14 protein-coding genes are annotated in these 16,178 nt (G+C 51.7%); 3 read left to right on the top strand and 11 right to left on the bottom strand.

Features of this window, described 5'->3' with window-relative positions; all coding sequences use genetic code 11:
• Positions 1-182: 182 nt before the first annotated feature.
• The 9 genes from RCH93_RS04560 to RCH93_RS04520 all read right to left on the bottom strand — a co-directional run bounded on the left by RCH93_RS04560 (position 183) and on the right by RCH93_RS04520 (position 10,126).
• Positions 183-1,220, bottom strand: coding sequence for an FAD:protein FMN transferase (locus RCH93_RS04560; protein WP_306547137.1), 1,038 nt, complete (start codon positions 1,218-1,220; stop codon positions 183-185).
• Between the two features lie 24 nt (positions 1,221-1,244).
• On the bottom strand, positions 1,245-2,120 hold the full coding sequence (gene rnfB, locus RCH93_RS04555) for an RnfABCDGE type electron transport complex subunit B (RefSeq protein WP_306547136.1): 876 nt from the start codon (positions 2,118-2,120) through the stop codon (positions 1,245-1,247).
• A 47-nt stretch (positions 2,121-2,167) separates the two neighbouring features.
• A complete protein-coding gene (locus tag RCH93_RS04550) occupies positions 2,168-3,106 on the bottom strand; it encodes an electron transport complex protein RnfA (RefSeq protein WP_306547135.1) in 939 nt (312 codons plus the stop codon).
• Positions 3,103-3,732 (bottom strand): electron transport complex subunit RsxE, encoded by a 630-nt coding sequence (rsxE, locus tag RCH93_RS04545; protein WP_306547134.1) that lies wholly within the window; start codon positions 3,730-3,732, stop codon positions 3,103-3,105. The genes RCH93_RS04550 and rsxE overlap by 4 nt, the downstream gene beginning before the upstream one ends.
• A gap of 20 nt (positions 3,733-3,752) precedes the next feature.
• Positions 3,753-4,649 carry an FMN-binding protein gene (locus RCH93_RS04540; RefSeq protein ID WP_306547133.1) on the bottom strand — a complete coding sequence of 299 codons (897 nt, stop codon included), beginning with the start codon at positions 4,647-4,649 and terminating at the stop codon, positions 3,753-3,755.
• Positions 4,646-5,668 carry an RnfABCDGE type electron transport complex subunit D gene (locus tag RCH93_RS04535; protein WP_306547132.1) on the bottom strand — a complete coding sequence of 341 codons (1,023 nt, stop codon included), beginning with the start codon at positions 5,666-5,668 and terminating at the stop codon, positions 4,646-4,648. Before RCH93_RS04535 ends, RCH93_RS04540 begins: the two co-directional genes overlap by 4 nt.
• Positions 5,669-5,846: 178 nt before the next feature.
• Entirely contained in the window at positions 5,847-7,166 is a 1,320-nt protein-coding gene (rsxC, locus tag RCH93_RS04530) for an electron transport complex subunit RsxC (RefSeq protein ID WP_306547131.1), read from the bottom strand.
• A 531-nt stretch (positions 7,167-7,697) separates the two neighbouring features.
• A complete protein-coding gene (locus RCH93_RS04525) occupies positions 7,698-8,417 on the bottom strand; it encodes a cytochrome c3 family protein (protein ID WP_306547130.1) in 720 nt (239 codons plus the stop codon).
• Positions 8,418-8,542: 125 nt separating this feature from the next.
• On the bottom strand, positions 8,543-10,126 hold the full coding sequence (locus RCH93_RS04520; protein WP_306547129.1) for a flavocytochrome c: 1,584 nt from the start codon (positions 10,124-10,126) through the stop codon (positions 8,543-8,545).
• A gap of 358 nt (positions 10,127-10,484) precedes the next feature.
• On the opposite strand from RCH93_RS04520, the gene RCH93_RS04515 reads away from it, so the two are divergent.
• From RCH93_RS04515 to RCH93_RS04505, 3 genes are all read left to right on the top strand, one after another.
• On the top strand, positions 10,485-11,117 hold the full coding sequence (locus RCH93_RS04515) for an IS1634 family transposase (protein ID WP_306547128.1): 633 nt from the start codon (positions 10,485-10,487) through the stop codon (positions 11,115-11,117).
• 84 nt (positions 11,118-11,201) lie between these two features.
• Positions 11,202-11,489 (top strand): hypothetical protein, encoded by a 288-nt coding sequence (locus RCH93_RS04510; protein ID WP_306547127.1) that lies wholly within the window; start codon positions 11,202-11,204, stop codon positions 11,487-11,489.
• Positions 11,490-12,273: 784 nt separating this feature from the next.
• The gene (locus RCH93_RS04505) at positions 12,274-12,642 is read left to right on the top strand and encodes a putative quinol monooxygenase (protein ID WP_306547126.1); all 369 of its coding nucleotides are present in this window, start codon (positions 12,274-12,276) and stop codon (positions 12,640-12,642) included.
• A gap of 348 nt (positions 12,643-12,990) precedes the next feature.
• Here RCH93_RS04505 and RCH93_RS04500 read toward each other — a convergent pair whose 3' ends face one another.
• Both RCH93_RS04500 and RCH93_RS04495 read right to left on the bottom strand, forming a co-directional pair.
• Entirely contained in the window at positions 12,991-13,392 is a 402-nt protein-coding gene (locus tag RCH93_RS04500; protein ID WP_373693254.1) for a cache domain-containing protein, read from the bottom strand.
• Positions 13,393-13,566: 174 nt separating this feature from the next.
• Positions 13,567-15,075 carry a sigma 54-interacting transcriptional regulator gene (locus RCH93_RS04495; protein ID WP_306547124.1) on the bottom strand — a complete coding sequence of 503 codons (1,509 nt, stop codon included), beginning with the start codon at positions 15,073-15,075 and terminating at the stop codon, positions 13,567-13,569.
• Positions 15,076-16,178 lie beyond the last annotated feature (1,103 nt).

The raw sequence follows: 16,178 nt of genomic DNA, 5'->3' as shown, positions 1-16,178 counted from the left end.
TCATCTCCTTGTTTTATTTTAAATTCATGTAAACCCATTCCCAGTCATTTGCTCTGTCGCATTCAGTCGTCTGTGTGCCAAACAATTTCATAGCGAAACACAGGAAAGACTCAACCCAGCTATCCAGAGCATCTGCGGTCAAACTGTCCGTTCGGGCTTCTTTTTTTCCCAACACACTTTTCTCAAGCCGGCCAACCGTTTGATTTTATTGCGCGGCCCTGACAATCAACAACGAAGCACTCATACCCTGGCCGAGCATTGACGTACCGTATTCCAACCTCCGGCTCCATGACAAAGACAGCGGTCGAGAGAATATCGGCATCCATGGCGGTGGGCGCCATAACCGTGACGCTGGTCGACAGGTGCGGCGATTGCCCTGTCTTACCGTTGACGATATGGTGAAACACCTTTTCCCTGTCATAATACACTTCGTAATTGCCGGATGTTGAGACCGCGCCCTCGCACAGACTGAGGACATCGGGATATTGCTTATTTTTCGCCGGATCCTGAATGGCAACGGTCCACGGCGCGCCCTTTGCGGCTGATCCACTGACTCGAATCTCCCCCCCGCCGTCAACCAGGTGATTGACAACCCCGTTTGCAGCAAGCATCTGCGCGGCTCGGTCGGCAATATACCCCGGCGCCACGCCGTCCAGGGTGATCCCCATCCCTTTTTGGGGCAGGAGAATGGAACCATTGGCCCAACGCAACCGTTCCGACCCTATCAAATCGAGAACCGCGTCAATGTCGGCTTCTGTTGGTCGATTGCCGGCAGCGAATCGCTCCTGGAGCAGATTGACAAGCGGCGCGACGGTAATATCGAAAGCCCCATTGGTGTCGCGATGAAAGTGGAGGGACCGATTGACAACCTCGCTAATTTCAGGCGCCGGCCGCTCCAGACAATTCTCGGCGTTTAACTCGCAAATCTCCGATTGGTTGCCATAACGGGTCATGAGAGCGCACAACCGGTCAACCTCGGCAAAGGCAAGTCCCATGGCGTTTTCCGCCTCATCCCTGGAGGAATGAATGACCGTCATGTTGACCAAGGTCCCCATTGCCGTGCGCGTCTGGGACACCTTGTACATGTTTTTGTGAAACAATACGCTTTCCACCTTCTCGAACGGCAACAGGGTCGCAGTGGCGACGCCCAACCCCAGGAGTCCGGAAAGCTTGAGAAACGTTCTTCTCTTATAATCATGCAGCGCAGGGGAATTTTTCATGACAGTTTTACTCGTTTGATTTTCTTAACCGGCCATTTTCAGGCCATCAGCGACATTTCGGGCTATAGCCGGCCGTCCTTTATAGTAGCGAAAAATCTCGCGGGGACATTTGGCGACACACACGTTCTCGCAAGAAGGTCCATACGCGATGCAACGCTTATGATCGATAGCAATCCTGTTGTCGACATACGCAACGGCCTTTGCCGGACAGACCTTGACGCACAGCTTGCAGCCGATGCACCCGACTTCGCAGACGGCCTTGACATCCTTGCCAAAATCTTGCGAGGAGCAAGCCACCTGCACCCGGGCCTTCAAGGTTTGCAACTCAATGATTTTTTTCGGGCAGGTGCGCACACAGACGCCGCAACTCACACACTTGTCGGGATTGACAACAGGAAAACTCTCCACCATTTCTATGGCGTTGAAAGGACAGGCTTCGGCGCATTCACCCAGGCCGATGCAGGCGTACAGGCAGCTTGACGGTCCGCCGAACCCGAGGTTGGCGGCCGTACAGGAATGGAAGCCGATATAATGGTGTTTATGACTGACCCGTCCCTCAACCCTTGAGCAGCGAACCACCGCAATCTGGTCCTCCACTGCAACCATCTTCTTGCCGGTCAGTTCCGCGACCACTCTGGCGACCGCCTCTTTTCCGGGAAAACAGAGGTTCGGCGGAACATCGGGGTTGTTGACCACTGCGATTGCATACCCTTCGCAGCCGGGATATCCGCAGCCGCCGCATTGAGCCAAAGGCAAGGCATGCAGGACCTTGTCGATCAACGGGTTGGTCTCGACCGCAAACTTATGGGCGGCAAGAGCCAGGCCGATGCCGAAGAACAGGCCTATACAGCCAAGAAGAATCAGTCCGCTGAGGGCTATTTTCAGTAATTGCGGATCCATTGCACTCTGCCCTTATCCATCCTTGTTGTCGATTTCGATTTGCCGAATCAAAACAGCTGCAAACCGGAAAAACCGAGAAAGGCCAAGGCGAATTGCCCGGCAACGATAAAGGCAATGGGCAAGCCTTTAAATGTCGGCGGAATTTTTGCCAGTTCCAACCGCTCCCGCACCGAACTCATGAGATAGAGGGCAAGCAAAAAGCCGCCGCCGGCGCCGAGGGCAAGCATGAAGGTCTCAAGAAAATTATAATTGAGGCTCGACATGATCAGCGGCACGGCAATAATGACGCAGTTGGCAATGACAAGCACCAGGTACACGCCGAACGAGTTAAACAGGACAGGATTGACCTTGCGCAGAATCGTGTCGACCGCCTGCACGGTGAGGGAAACCAGACCGATGAAGACAACGATCTGGAGGAAATCGAGGTGGAACGGTATCAGGGTGAACCGGTAAAACAGCCAACTCATGCTGGCAGACGCCACCATAACAATGGTGAACACCACACCCATGCCCTTCGCTGTTTTCTTCCTTTTTGATGTTCCAAAAAATACGCACAAACCTAAGTATTTAGTAAAAACGAAGTTGTTGATCACCAATGCGGCAACAAGAATTGAAAACAGATGCCCGAAGTAGGGCTTTGCGACCTTGAAATTGAGATCAACACCACCCTCCAACCCCTGAACCCGTACCACATGGGTTTTCGTGCTGTTGAGCGGTTCGGCAAACAACAGCTGGAGACTGCGTCCGTCGCTGCCTAGCGCTGCGGAGGTCACGCTGAGTTTGATGTCGGGATCGTTCTCTTCAAAGACCGTATACCGGGACGCTTCGGCGGCCGCCGCTTTGTCGACCGGCACGGCAAAGGCGACCGCAATGCCGTTCTTGCCGGAAAAGGCGGCGGATTCGATAAATTCAGTGGCCTGCAGCCACGCGGGCAGGAACAACAGGGCCAGAAGAACGGCTGACAAAAGAATTTTTAGGATTTTCATAACTGTATCCCTTTTCTGCGCTTATAGACCAGTTCGACCCAGTTGAAGAAGGCCATCATCAAACCGACGACAAAAAATCCGGCGCTCGGGAGAATGAAGAAGAGCAAGGGTTTGAACCCCAACACGTCATAGCCCAAGATCGCGCCCGAGCCCAAAAGTTCACGGACAAAACCGATCACCACCATGCCCACCATGAAGCCGAGCCCCATGCCCACCCCGTCCCAGAAGGAGTCGGTCGCATTTTCTTTGCAGGCGAACATCTCCAGTCGCATGGTAATGATCGCAAAGGCAACGATCAGCTTGATGAAAATGCCCATTTTAGCATAGGCTCCCGGCAAGTAGGCCGCCATGACCAGATCGATGACCGTCACCCAGGTGGCGATGGTCAGGGTGTAGGTTGGTATGCGAATACGGGGATGAATCTGATTTTTAAAAAGCGAGATGGTCACGCTGGAGAAGACCTGGACCAAAAGCACGGCGACGCCCAGCATCAGACCGTTCATGACCGTAGTGGAGATGCCGACTGCCGGGCACATCGACAGCGCCAGCCGGAAAATCGGATTCTCGCTCAGGATGCCCCGACTGAGGAGCTCCCAGGGGGGTTTGGTGTTTGATGATGTGGTCACCTCACTGCCTCCGACAAGGGTTAAAACGAAACCGCGATTTTCTGCTCTTTGAGGACACGGTCAAGGATGTCCAGGCGGTAGACAAATTTCCCCACCATCCCTTTTAGACCGTCGGTGAGCATCCGTGACGAAATGGTTGCTCCGGTCAGGGCATAGATGTTTTTATCCTTGAATTGTTCCATGATCCGAAAGACGTCGGCGTCTGCCAGACGCCCTTCAAGGGCTTGCCGGTATTGGTCCGGCAAAGGTTCCTTCACGACCTGCAGCCCCTTGAGCACATCAACAGTCCGCCCCTTGAATTGATTCTTGAAATAATCTTTTTCGATCTCAGCGCCAAGGCCGGGGTCCTCTTCGTTTTCCAGAACTTCCAGGCCAAGCGTCGTGTACTGCTGATCGAGCGCCAGCATCACGTTGATAAAGGTCTTGAATCCCGGAAACTTGCCGCCCAGCAGATACGCAACCCGTTTGCCGTTGTCGGTGACGACTATCGTATGGTCAGCAAAACGGATTTCCTTTCCAGGTCCGATCACAGCGAGAATCGCCTTGTCGCGTGCTTCTTTTTCCCGGCTCTGCTCGACGTCCAGGGCCACGGTTTTCCGGTCGGCCATTTTGCCTTCAAGGTCCAGTGAAACCAGGGTGTAGCCGATTTTTCCCGCATTTGTCGTCGGCACAAGGTAGCCGATCAGTTGCCTGCCGGGTTCGGTGATCACGTAGCGATAAATCTGGTGCAATGCCAGGGTCGAGGGGACCGGTTTGCCTTCCCCGTACCCGAGCAGGCGGTACATGGTCCGTTCTTCACGGGCATGTTCATTGTGTTTTTTGGCTTTGTCGGTGAAGATAAAGGTCGCCCCCATCACCACCGCCGCCATCAGGCAGGACGCCGTGAGACGAAAGACGATGTTCAGGATGTCTTTCATTGGTCACCTTCCATCGGCAATGCGAACCGCTTGGGCTTGAACCAACCGTCCAACACCGAACTGAGCGGGTTCATCAGCAGGATGGCGTAACAAATGCCTTCAGGGTAACCGCCCTTCAACCGGATCAGCACGGTCAGCGCGCCGATCCCAACCCCATAGAGCAATTGCGAGATTTTATTGGTTGGCGAAGTGACATAATCGTTGGCCATATAAACAGCGCCCAGGATTGCGCCGCCGGACAGCACAGCCAGCAGCGGATCGCCGGCACATAATGCCTTGCCGCCGAAAATCCAGGACAACGCCGCAATCGTGCCGAGAACCGAAACCGGGATATGCCAGCTGATATACCCCCTGTACATCAAATAGAGACCGCCGAGCAGCAAGAGGAGACCGGAGGTTTCGCCAATGCAGCCGGGCCGCCAGCCTACGAAGAAAGTGGCGTACAGGCTGCTGCCGGAACCGAAGGTCTCGAGGAATCCGGCCATGCCCTGCGCCTTCAATACCGCCAGCGGAGTGGCTGCGGTAATGGCGTCCGCAGCAGGGCCGAGGCGACTGAAAATCGCCAGGTTTTTCAGCGGGGGCAACCAGGCCGACGTCATCGCCACCGGAAAGGTGGCCAGTAGAAAGGCCCGCCCCAGCAAGGCAGGGTTGAAAATGTTGTAGCCCAGTCCTCCCAGCAGGTGTTTGCCGATGTATATCGCCATGACCGCACCGAGGACCGGCAGCAGCCAGGAAACACCCGGCGGAATAACGAAGGCGAGCAACACGCCGGTCAGGGCGGCGCTGCCGTCCTTGATGGTGATCGGTTTGCCGAGCAATTTCTGGCTGATTGCTTCTACCGCCACGCAACTGACGACCGACACGGCGGTGATGATCAAGGTTTGAACACCGAAGACAAAGACCGACAAGATCAGCGGCGGCATCAGGCAGGCCGCCACGGTCCACATGATTTTTTCAACCGATTCAGCACTCTTCACATGCGGCGAAATGGAAACGATCCAGTTCGAAGATGGGGGCAAGGCTTGGTTGTCAGGCGCTTGCGTTTCGATGGCGTTACTCCTTCTAAACGATGGTCTACGATCAATGTGAGGCTATCGGCCCCACTCGCCCCAAAACTCGAGGATCGGGCTCGTTTCCTTGTGAGGGCGCGGCTGCCGGCGTGCGGCGCCGTCTTCCCGGAAGCTCATGACGCGGGGTTTATCTTTTTGCCTTCATCTTGGCCAGCCGGACAAACTGCACCAGAGGCCGCTTGGCCGGGCAGACATAGGCGCAACTGCCGCATTCAAAACAATCGAACACCCCGAATTGAGCCGTGTCCCCTGCCCGGTTGGCCTCCACATACAGCCCGATTTCCTTCGGTTCCAGCCCCATCGGACAGGCGTCAAGACACCAGCCGCAACGGATGCATTGCGAATGAGGGCGGCTATCGATTTCTTCGGCGGTTAAAAACAGCACGGAGGAGGTGGTTTTGGTCACTGGAACATCCAGGCTCGAAACGGCAAAACCCATCATCGGGCCGCCCATGACAATTTTCGCCAGTTCCGGTTTGACCCCGCCCAGGCGCCGGACGATGTCGCCGATTCTGGTTCCGACCTTCACCAGGAGATTGGCGGGCCTGGCAACGCCTCCGCCGCTGATGGTGATCACTTTTCCGCAGAGCGGCTTATTGAGCGCCACCGCTTCATAAATCGCCAGCGCGGTTGAGACGTTCTGCACCACAACCCCCACCGCCGACGGGAGCGCCATCGACGGGACTTTCCGGCCAACCAGAGCCTGAATCAGCTGTTTTTCCGAACCTTGCGGATATTTGACCTGCAATCCCCGCACAGACAACGAATCGTCTGCCGTGCTCCCCGCCTGGGCGGCGTCGGTCATGGCCAGAATGGCGTCCGGTTTGTTGTTTTCAATGCCGATCCGGCACGTATGAATGCCCAGAATCTTGAGAATGATCTTGGCCCCTTCGATTATTTCCCCCGGGTGCTCAAGCATTTGCCTGTGATCAGCCGTGATGTACGGTTCGCACTCAGCCCCATTGAGCAACAAGGTGTCGATTTTGGCGTCGACCGGCGGCTTGAGTTTCACATGCGTGGGGAAACCGGCCCCGCCGATGCCGACGACGCCGGCGTCGCGCACCTTGGCCAGGAGATCCGCGGCGCTCAAGCCCTGCCACGGATGCGGCTGATAGGAAGCAGGCGCTGCGGCGTGATCGACCGTAATGGTGATCGACGGCGCCTTGCCCCGCAACGGATGTGCGGACAGCCCAATATCCTTGACAGTTCCGGCGACAGGCGAATGCAGCGGCGCCCCCAACCCTTTTGCCACGTCGCCGATCACCGCGCCTTCCGTAACGACGTCGCGCTTTTTCACCATTGGCGAACAGGGGGAGCCAATGTGTTGCCCCAAGATGATCTCCAGTTCGTCCGGCGCCGGCATCCGCTCAATGGCAAGGGAAGCGGTATGGGCTTTTGACTCCGGCGGATGGACGCCGCCTTTGGGGAATGTCAGTAAAGAATGCATAAATTCGAGCACACGTTGCACTGAAATAATTGAGACAAACTTGCCTTGAGCGTCGACGCCGGCAGTTGAAGACGAAGATTATCCCGACCTTTTGAATCCGCCACTCTTACGCGATCCCGCCAAATTGTTTCATAAACTGAATCCGTTCAAGAAAACATCTGGTACCGGTTGGCGATGGCTGATTGCGCCGCCAGACGGTGGAAGTGGTTCTTTGGGTAGATCAGAGCGTCATGAGCCGCAGGCTGTAACTGGCAACTTATGGGGATTGATGAGCAAAGAAAAATGACGGTTAAGACGCTTTGAATCGCCAACCGATCATTTTTGAAAGCAAAACACGGTCCAGGACAATTCTCGAAATACAAACGAGATAACAAATGACAGTTTTCATGCAGAGAAACTCGTTTGAGGCCCGAGACTGCAAAATCACGTCAAAAAATTTTGCGACAGTCTTCGTTCTGATTCAGGGGGAAATGCATCCGTTGGCAAAGTGAAGCATAAACATTTGATGGTTTCACTATTGCTACACTGCCCTCATTTGAAGTGTAAATCAAATTTTGGATGGCATTCTAAACAGTATATTTTCTGTGGACCATGCTGCATGTGACAGACTGTACAGTCGATCTCACCAAGATGTGATTTATGGGGATTTCTGTCCGGATGCTGTTGCGGGGCGGTTTTTTCAACTAGTGTTTCCATTGGGCCGTGGCATGACAGACAGGTCGAATTGCGCACCTGGCCAATGACGCCGTTGGCATGACATGCCGAACAGGAAACGCCCTGAGTAAGATGCCGGTTGTCCAAAAAGCGCGAATCAACGGCTGATAAATAAATTTGCCTTAGAGCATTGAACTCTTCCTGAGTGAACGCGCCATATTTTCCCGGAACTCCAAGCAGCGTCAATCCTGCCCCTGGTTTCCACTGGTGACAGTTAAAACAATTTTCGCTTGTCTTGTTGGATAAATGAGTCAGGTGCAGATGGGCGTCAAATTTGTTCAGAGGAGCCATGCCCCATCCTTGAGGGGCATGGCATTGCATACAGGCCTCGAACCTGGCATTCTGCACAAGCTGATGCGTATTAGGGAGAATGTCTGACCATTGATCATGGCATTTTATGCATGAAGCTCGTTTCGCAGGCTTGATCTGCTGCCGCTGCTTGCTGTTTGCCGCTTGCAGTTGATTCTCACCGCCAAGGACAACCAGGCTGAGTACAAAAATGCACCATACTAGGCATTGCCATGCGTTCTTCATCATTCATTCTCCTCACGGCGTATAGAAAAACCGCCTCACACCCCGAAACGTGACCAGATCAATGAAGCAACCTGCTGACGACGCCATTGACCTGGCCTGTCCTGCCGACAAAATGCCCTTCCTGATCATCAGCCGGCTTTATTTGCATTAACACCGGCGATTCTGCCAAAGACGATGCAGTCTGGAATCGCATTGCCCCCCAGACGGTTCGCTCCGTGAATTCCTCCGGTGACTTCACCGGCGGCAAATAGTTTTTGTATTGGATTACCCCATATATCGATCACTTGTGCATCTTTGTCTATGCGCAGTCCACCCATCGTATGATGTACCGCCGGCCATTGGGCAATGGCATAAAAAGGACCATTCGTCAAAGGGATCATGGCCTTGGTGAACTGGCGCCCGAATTCAGGATCTTTGCCTTCAGCTAAATATTTATTGTGATTGCTGATGGTCTCCTGAAAAACATCCGCAGGAATTTGCAATTGCGCCGCCAAATCCGCCAAGGTTTCTGCTCGAATAAACCGCCCCTTCTGTATGCCCTTCTCAACTTCTTCTTTGGTTCCCATTTTCGGAATCATCTCTTCGTTGAAAATGGAATAGGTCGGTTTCGCCCCGGTTTTAATTTGCGCCATTGACACGACATCACGGCGCTCCATTTCGTTTACAAACCTCTTTCCCATCTTGTTCACATAAACAATGCCGTACCCAGGGCCCCTGAACGGATAGACCGCAGGCGTATCTAAAATACCTGTTTCAGGTTCCGCATACGGATAAAGTTGGATAAACGCCATCTGCAACGCATCTGCGCCAACGGCCTGCGCATAGCGGATAACCTCTCCCGTGGCGCCGGGCTGATTGGTGCAGTTGAATTCCGGCACGATGCTGGGATTGAACGATTGTCGCATCTTGATGTCGCGACTAAACCCTCCGGAAGTCAGAATCAACGCTTTCCGAACCTTGATGTTTTTCGTTTTATTTCCTGTCTGAATCTCGATGCCTTCGATCGGCGTCTGGGCGTCGCTGTCCTTTCGCCATATCCAGGTCAGCGCAGTGTTCAGTCGGATTTCCGCCCCTTTGCCTTCGGCAATTTTCTTGATTGCTTCTGTGTAGCCACGCCCTACACCTTCCACGCAAGTATGGGTGCGGTAAGCGGAATGCCCGCCGGTACGGTTCAATATTTCGCGCAACTTTAGGCCGCCGTTATCGATCATCCAGTTCAACGCCTCCGGAGCCTTGGAGGTCAGAATTTCAACCAGTTCCGGAAATCCATAATTATCGCCGCCTTTGAGCGTGTCGTTCTTGTGCTGGTCCGGGCTGTCCTCTCCTAGATTCAATTGTTTTCGGAGATGCAATTCATCGTCCCAGGCATTGAACTCTCCACCGTTGATGATCGAGTTTCCACCATATGTCGGTCGTTTTTCCAGAATGACAACTTTACTGCCCTTGACGCAGGCCTCCGCAGCAGCGGACAGTCCAGCAAAACCTGAGCCAACGATGACGACATCAATAGTCTCATCCCATTTCTTTGGCATAACTCGATTTGCGGCCTCTGCTTCTGCCGGGTTCGCCAAATTTAAGGCCATCCCGCTGATGGTGGCAACTCCCAAAGCCGCCGCCCCTTGCAGGACCGCCCTTCTCGAAATTTCAAAGTTTGGATGACTAATTGATTCGATTGCTTCGCCTGATTGCTTGTTCTCTTCTTTTTCTTTCATTACCGCCTCCATGTTATTAGCTGTAATTACCCGAAGGTGTTTACTCTGCGGGCCACCGGCACCGCACAAGTCAACACGCCAGAAAGCAATGCTTCAGAATTCCATCCCTTTTGAACCGACGTACACCAATACATTTCGCATCTGCTGCCTCTCAAATTTAGCTGTATTTTAAATCGATTATTTTATTTTAAAAGTTTTATTTATTATAAAAATCAATTATATTTATATATTTTACATATCACACCTTGATAATCATTCCTGATTTTACAAATAAATGATCCGCCAAAAGCCAGTGATGTCCGGTTTAAGGGCTTGCATGCATGATGTCTTGATTTGACGTGTCAGCGACAGTGAGCGGTTGGGCATCGGCAAAGTACTCCGGACACTACTCGGCAAGGGGAAGTATGCCGTTGCCCATGATCAGGCCTTGCTGGCCATGACCGCCAACCGCCTCTGTGAACCGGAGTCCAAGCTCGGCGTCTGGGATCGCTGGTTGGAACGGGTCAACCTGCCCAAATGCCATGGCCTGAAATTGCGGCAGATGTACGAGGCCATGGACTTCCTCCACAAGCATATTGACGCGGTTGAGGAGGCGGTCTTTTTCCAGACAGCCAACCTGTTCAACCTCTCGGTTGACCTGATTTTCTACGATACAACCACCGCATCCTTTGCCATTGACTACGAAGACGACTCCGACGAAAACAACGCCGGCCTTCGCCAGTACGGTCATTCCAAGGAGGGCACATGGACGCCGCCGCAGATCGTTGTCGCCCTGGCTGTCACCCTAGACGGGCTGCCGGTGAAAAGCTGGGTCTTTCCCGGCAGCACAGCGGATGTCTCCACGGTTGAACGCATCAGACGGGACCTCCGGGGCTGGCAACTCGGCCGTGCCCTGTTTGTGGCCGACTCGGGCATGACTCCGCCAGCAACCGGGAGGAGCTTGCCCGAGCCTGCGGCAAGTATCTGCTGGCCACCCGTATGGCGTCGGTGACCGAGAGAAAGGATGAAGTGCTCTCGCAACCCGGCCGCTACACCGAAATCTCCGACAATCTGCACGCCAAGGAGGTCATCGGCGATGGCGAGCGGCGCCGCCGCTACATCCTTTGCTTCAACCCCAAGGGGGGCCGAGCGGCAACGTGCCCACCGCGACGAGATCGTTCGCCTGTTTGAAGAGGAGTTGGCCAGTCATCTCGATCGGGATGCTTCCGCCCAATGGGCGATCGAACTGCTGGCTTCCAAGCGCTACAAACGCTACCTGACCACGACCAAGGCCGGAAAACTCAGCTTGGACCGCGCCTCCGTCACCGAGGCCAAACGCTACGACGGCAAATGGGTGCTTGAAACCAATGACGACACCATCTGAAAAATTTCGGCAATGATTCCGCGAATGGCTCAGTCTGGCTGAAAACCCGGCGGCTAGTTTGCCGAGTTACTGCTTGCAATCGGTTATCTGACGGAAATGCACTTCAAATTGCTGCGCTAATTCGCCAGCATCTTGCCTCCCCCAGTGATGCTAACGCCACTTCTCTTTCCCTCAACCCTTTTCACCGAGCAACCTGGAAACCAGGTTATATTTAACCGCTGGTTAAATATAACCGCTTTAAATGGAGAGCGAGGGCGAGGGCAACGCCTGTGTTGATGGTAATTATTTGCCATAAAACAGCATGATGAATAGTTGTTCGCGGCCGATTTAATTCTGGATCAACGTTTGCTATCCTTATGTCGGGCCAAGGGAAACCGCAGGCGTTGGGTTGTATCCGGGCTTCTAGAAAAGATGCGTGTCAGGAGATCAGAATAATCAGGAAATTTTACCGAATAAATTCGATCTCTATTTGACTGTGGAGTTCATCAGAATACAACTAATGCTTCAACCTCGCAAAGACGATTTGACACCTGGTGTTTTCCTGTTCACTCTTATCTTCTTTGTTTTACTGCATACTTATTCCTCACACTTGGGTTGAATTAATTCATTACAGTCCGCGTTGGAAGAGTCATGTCAAAGAAAATGTAGTCAGCATAACCTTTGACAATTAAAAAATTACCGTAATACTCTTTACTGAAAACAAAACAGAGTTGATAACTTATGTAACAATAATCGAATATTGCAAATAAATTTAAAATTACAATACAACAAAAGGGCTATAGTAATGATCATAGTCAGAACTATCATGACCGCTCTTCCGGAAAAACAGAAAGAGGTGTTGCAAACCCTTCTTTCAATGATTGATCCGCTAGAAAAAGAAAAAGGTTGCTTGAGCTATGCCATCTTAAGCGACATCGAAGATACAAACGTTTTCAACCTGTTTTCGGAATGGGAAACCCGCCGACATCTCGACCAACACATGAAGTCCGACAGATTCGGTATTTTGCTTGGAACAAAGTGTCTCTTAAGCGAACCCTTGCAAATTAAAATTGCCACGGTTGCAGAGTTTGAAGGCATGGAGGCTGTTTGTTCGATCAGGAAAAAAGAGTTGCTTGACCCCGCTGTTCTTACGACCAAAAACGCTTCTCTCTGAACGTTTCAACCGTTTCCCCAGACCCAAACCTTTCCCAAACGGCAAGAAGAGTCGAATCAACTCATCAACGAACAGAGGCTGCGTTCGCGACATTTTTCCTAAAACCTAGCCACGCTCCTTTCGCTGTTCGGCAAGGGCGCAAGGATAGAGAATATAACCATGCCGCACACCTCTATTGGCATTGAAATCTGATCCAACACTCCCAGCAGGGCTGGGATACGGTTGAAAACGAATTCCGCAACAGGCTCGGAGCTGTTTTATCCAGCGGCGGCGGCTCTATAGGCCGTAAATAAATAATGGGGATTCCAAGAGGAATCCCCAAGACAAAGCAACTCGATTTTTTACCTTTTAATATCCGCTACCTACAATAAGGTTATTATTTGTTCTCTTAATGTAGGTATTTTTTTCTTTTTCTTTCCATACGTATTTAACCCATCCTCCTTGAGGAGTCGCAGCCTTTATTGCCTCATAGATTGGCATACCTTCGACTTTCAGGTCCTTCCCGGCCAATGTTGGATGCACGATGAGTTTCCCCTCTGCTTCCATGATAAAAGCATAGGGCGTGTACGCATCGGGGGCAAAGCTTGCAGCCCCCTTGCCGCCATTGATGGCGGCAACAACTTCATCCACATTTTTAGTGATCGCCTCTTTGTCCGCAGAAAAGGCCTGCGTTGCAAAGAGAACAACCGCAACCATGTACAGCATAGCCATTAATCGTTTCATTTTTGCTCCTCCACGTTGGTTGAATATCGATATCTTGCCCTATGCAAGTCTCGAAATCCCAATAGGCTGATAGAAAGAAAAGTTACCGTTCATGTTCTGCAAGACAATCCTGACGCCACCCGCTTTGCCTCCCCGAGCTTAATATGCGGTCAACCCAAGGAAGCCGATAAGAATCCCATTCACCGCCTATAGCGAGATTTGTTAAGATTTCTGCATGTTGATATTGAGCTTGTTCATTCGGGCCCGCAGAGTGCTGCGATCAAGGCCAAGGATATCAGCGGCACTATTTTTCCCGCTGATTTTCCATTTGGTTTGCTCAAGCACTTGAAAAATGTAGTCTCGCTCAACTGCTGCCAAGGTTTTGGGAATTGAACATAAATCCCTGGATGGCTTTTTAAGTTCATCAGCCAGGCGCAGTTTGGGACCCGACGAGTTAATCACCGCGCGTTCGAGGACGTTTTCGAGTTCCCGAATATTGCCGGGCCAATGATATTGCTGCAAAGCATTCATGACCCCTGCAGGAATGACTTCAATTCTTTTGCCCATTCTCTTGGCAATCTTTTCCACGTAAAACTCCACCAAGAGCGGTATGTCGTCCTGGCGGTCCCGAAGCGGCGGCATGGTGATCGGAAAAATATTCAATCGGTACCAGAGATCTTCCCGGAAACGCCCCTTACGCACTTCCTCTTCCAGGTTGCGGTTTGTCGCGGCAACAATTCGTGTATCGACTTTGATTGTACGGGTGCTGCCCAATCGTTCAAATTCGCCATCCTGGAGCACTCTGAGCAGTTTCCCCTGGAGTTCGAGGGGCAACTCTCCGATTTCATCCAGAAAAAAAGTGCCGCCGTTTGCCACCTCGAAACGGCCGATATGTTTGGCATGGGAACCGGTGAAGGCGCCTTTCTCATGGCCGAACAATTCGCTCTCGATCAGGTTTGCCGGCAGTGCGGCGCAGTTCACCTTGACCAGCGCCCTGTTTTTGCGCAGACTCAAGTCGTGAATGGCCCGGGCAACCAACTCCTTGCCGGTTCCCGTTTCACCTAAAATGAGGACCGTGGTGTCGCTGCTGGCGATTTGCTCGACCTTATACAGTACGTATTTAAGGCCATCGCTCTGGCCGACAATTCGCTCGTGGTTGTTTTCGAGCTTTATCTCTTCTTGGAGATACGCCCTTTCCGCTTCTAACTGTTCCTTGAGGGATTGTATCTCTGCAAGGGCGCCTTCAGCTGCCTCTCTCCTTTTCTCCGCCTCGTCCTGGGCGGCAACACACTCAACTGTTCGTTTATCAACGAGTTCCTCAAGATTTCTTTTGCGCAATTCGCTGTCTGTGACATCCTCAACAGACAAGAGAATAAGTTGAGACACAGCCGATTTTCTATATAAAATTCGGCTGGCATTGAGGCGCATGACCCTCCGACCAATAAACTCGAAGTCCTGCTCGACTTCAAAGTCATTAATCACCGCATTTTCGAGAAGGACAGCTGCAAGCAATTCTTTCAACCTCGGCATGTCCCATGAGCGGTTTCCAAGATCAAAAAGCGATTGCCCCTCGGTCTGAGCGGGTTGACTGACAAACTTCATGTAATAATGACGATTGGCTTTGACGACATTCAGATCGTAATCAAGCACCAGGAGAGGCTGACGAATCGAACCAAGGATATTGAAAAAGACTTCAACAAAGACCGGCCGCCTTGGCTTGTCAACGATCAACTGATCCTCATTCTTCTCATAAAAATTTAATATATTCACAACTCGCCTGTGTGGTTGAGGTGGCGGATGTCATTCATGCATCAGGAGAGCGCCGCCTTGGACGATCAGTTACGAACAGGACAATTTCATCCAAGAGGCCACTCAGTTAGTCTTCAGCAAACTTTGCGCCTGATTGACCTGTGATCTTTAAATTGAATTATTTTTGTATTGTTTAATAATATTATAACGTTACCAAGTTGCTCCAAATGAGCCGCCGACGGACAAAACTGTAGCGGCGCAACGAAACCGTTGCGTCGACACGCCTCCATCACGACTGTTTTCCTTCGATCACAGCTTTGTTTTTGTGGATGTCCATTAGATGAGAATTTCATCGCAAAAAGGTGAACTGGAAAGCGTCACAAACAGGGTGCATGAGGCGGGGGGTTGCAGAAATCCAGTGAACCGGACGAAAAATATGCAAGAGGCGAGAGTTGACCACGGAACCTGTTTATTCAAAAACTCGTGGATCAACCCCAAGAGTCAGATGGGCAATCCTGCGCCATGACGGACAACTTGCTTAAAAATTTAAAAATCATCCTGCTTCAGACCAGAGTGTTTTTCGCCGTTGCACTCAACTGGGTGTTGATGGTCAAGGAATTAGACCGCAACAAATTCAATAAACGGTCACATATGACCACAGGTTATATATGACCCTTTCCTGCAGCTATCGACACCAGTCACGGAAGATTTCTCCATCTCATTATTCCTATAAAAACCGGAGTGATGCATTCCTGATTCTGAGCATTCTCATCTTGGCGTAAAAATTGAAGTGCAAAAGATATTGAACAAGAAGGATCTCGCCAGGAGAGTTGGCCTTCACCACAATCATCTAAAGAGGATATTCGTCATGAACAAAAAAAATTTCTCCACCCCGTTGTATCTCGTCATTTTTGTCCTATTCGCCTCACTGGCCGGTTGTTCATCCAAGGACGAAGGGTCAGAACAAGTAATTGAAAGAAGGTCGAGCACAAGTACAAGCACGACCGTTGAAAGCCCAGTGATGCAAGAGAAGAAAACCACCACTACGACCACTGAAAGTCGATAAACTGTCGAGGGGCAGGACT

Origin of the sequence: Desulfobulbus sp. (genome assembly GCF_030824455.1) — a bacterium.
Classification (GTDB): domain Bacteria; phylum Desulfobacterota; class Desulfobulbia; order Desulfobulbales; family Desulfobulbaceae; genus Desulfobulbus.
This window is presented reverse-complemented; position numbering and strand designations above follow the sequence as displayed.

Bases quoted from the DNA above. Each gene is read 5' to 3' on its own strand.
- RCH93_RS04560 (WP_306547137.1), bottom strand. From the start codon at position 1,220: ATGAAAAATTCCCCTGCGCTGCATGATTATAAGAGAAGAACGTTTCTC.
- rnfB (WP_306547136.1), bottom strand. From the start codon at position 2,120: ATGGATCCGCAATTACTGAAAATAGCCCTCAGCGGACTGATTCTTCTT.
- RCH93_RS04550 (WP_306547135.1), bottom strand. From the start codon at position 3,106: ATGAAAATCCTAAAAATTCTTTTGTCAGCCGTTCTTCTGGCCCTGTTG.
- RCH93_RS04540 (WP_306547133.1), bottom strand. From the start codon at position 4,649: ATGAAAGACATCCTGAACATCGTCTTTCGTCTCACGGCGTCCTGCCTG.
- rsxC (WP_306547131.1), bottom strand. From the start codon at position 7,166: ATGCATTCTTTACTGACATTCCCCAAAGGCGGCGTCCATCCGCCGGAG.
- RCH93_RS04525 (WP_306547130.1), bottom strand. From the start codon at position 8,417: ATGATGAAGAACGCATGGCAATGCCTAGTATGGTGCATTTTTGTACTC.
- RCH93_RS04520 (WP_306547129.1), bottom strand. From the start codon at position 10,126: ATGAAAGAAAAAGAAGAGAACAAGCAATCAGGCGAAGCAATCGAATCA.
- RCH93_RS04510 (WP_306547127.1), top strand. From the start codon at position 11,202: ATGGCGAGCGGCGCCGCCGCTACATCCTTTGCTTCAACCCCAAGGGGG.
- RCH93_RS04505 (WP_306547126.1), top strand. From the start codon at position 12,274: ATGATCATAGTCAGAACTATCATGACCGCTCTTCCGGAAAAACAGAAA.